Source organism: Zoogloea sp. (assembly GCF_030157465.1).
In the GTDB taxonomy this organism is placed as follows: Bacteria; Pseudomonadota; Gammaproteobacteria; order Burkholderiales; family Rhodocyclaceae; genus Zoogloea.
Window position 1 is genome coordinate 1 of the sequence record NZ_JAOAUU010000028.1, and the last position, 1,467, is coordinate 1,467.

Consider the following 1,467-nt stretch of genomic DNA (forward strand, 5'->3'; position numbering starts at 1 on the left):
CATGGTTCGAAACTGCTCGCCGAGGTAGGTTTCCCATTCCTCCGTTGTCATGCTGAGTTGTTCGGTTAAAGCCATACAAGTGTCTCTACCGGGTTTTTTGCCTCATTATAGACACAATAATGTCTTTAAAGAATTTTTATAGATGAGTCGTAAAAATGGCTTTAGAAGATTATTTAATTCATTAAAGTCATAAATATGACTTTAATGATGGATTGAATGGCTTGCTGACAAACCCGGCGCCATGCACCTGCCGGGCAGGGCTGAGGCGAGGGCGGCGCGCCCCTTGGCAGTGCGCCCCGGACGTGGCTGCACACCGAGGGGGCTCATTTTAGATGCCTGGCCCGCCGGATGGTTCGTGGTAGCAGGCCGGGCGCCGGGGCTGGTGCGCGCGGGGCATCGGGCTTACCCCGATTGTGGGGCGCATTAATATCGATAAAACTTGTATATGTCGATATTTTTTTAATTCAGGCGGGCTTCTTGCTTGAAAGTGTGCCACCCCCTTTGCCAGAGAGACCCTCATGATTCGTCGCCTGCTTGTAGCCAACCGCTCTGAAATCGCTATCCGTGTTTTTCGTGCCGCGACCGAACTCGGGATCACGACGATCGCGATCTACGCTGAAGAGGACAAACTCTCGCTGCATCGCTTCAAGGCCGACGAAGCCTACCCGGTTGGCCGCGGCGAAGGCCGCCAGCTGGGCCCGCTGGAAAGCTACCTGTCGATCGAGGAGGTGATTCGCGTTGCCAAGGAAGCCGGCGCGGACGCGATCCACCCCGGCTATGGCTTCCTCTCTGAAAGCCCGGAATTTGCCGAAGCCTGCGCCGAGGCGGGGATCGTCTTCATCGGCCCCCGGCCCGACACCATGCGCACCCTGGGCAACAAGATATCGGCCCGCGATCTGGCGGTGTCCTGCGGTGCGCCGGTCATGCCGGCAACCAAGCCGCTGCCGGACGACGGCGACGAGATCAAGCGCCTGGCGCGGGAGGTCGGCTACCCGGTGATGCTCAAGGCGTCGTGGGGCGGCGGCGGGCGCGGCATGCGTCCGATCGAAAACGAAGACATGCTGCTCGACGCGGTGGCCGCAGCGCGCCGCGAGGCCAAGAGCGCCTTTGGCAAGGACGAGGTGTATCTCGAAAAACTGGTGCGCCGCGCCCGCCACGTCGAGGTGCAGCTGCTGGGCGACACCCACGGCAACCTGGTGCATATGTTCGAGCGCGACTGTTCGATCCAGCGCCGCAACCAGAAGGTGGTCGAGCGTGCACCGGCGCCTTACCTGGACGAGGCGACCCGGGCTCGCCTGTGCGAAGCCGCGCTGAAGATCGGCCGCGCGACCGGCTACGTGGGCGCCGGCACGGTCGAGTTCCTGATGGACGCCGACACCGGCGAGTTCTACTTCATCGAGGTGAACCCGCGTATCCAGGTCGAGCACACCGTTACCGAGATGATCACCGGCCTCGACCTGGTCAAGG

The 1,467-nt window shown here is 60.9% G+C and carries 1 protein-coding gene; it reads left to right on the forward strand.

Features of this window, described 5'->3' with window-relative positions:
- Nucleotides 1-518: 518 nt before the first annotated feature.
- The coding region (locus Q1W26_RS03685; protein WP_300436027.1) for a biotin carboxylase N-terminal domain-containing protein at nucleotides 519-1,467 on the forward strand (949 nt) is incomplete at its 3' end.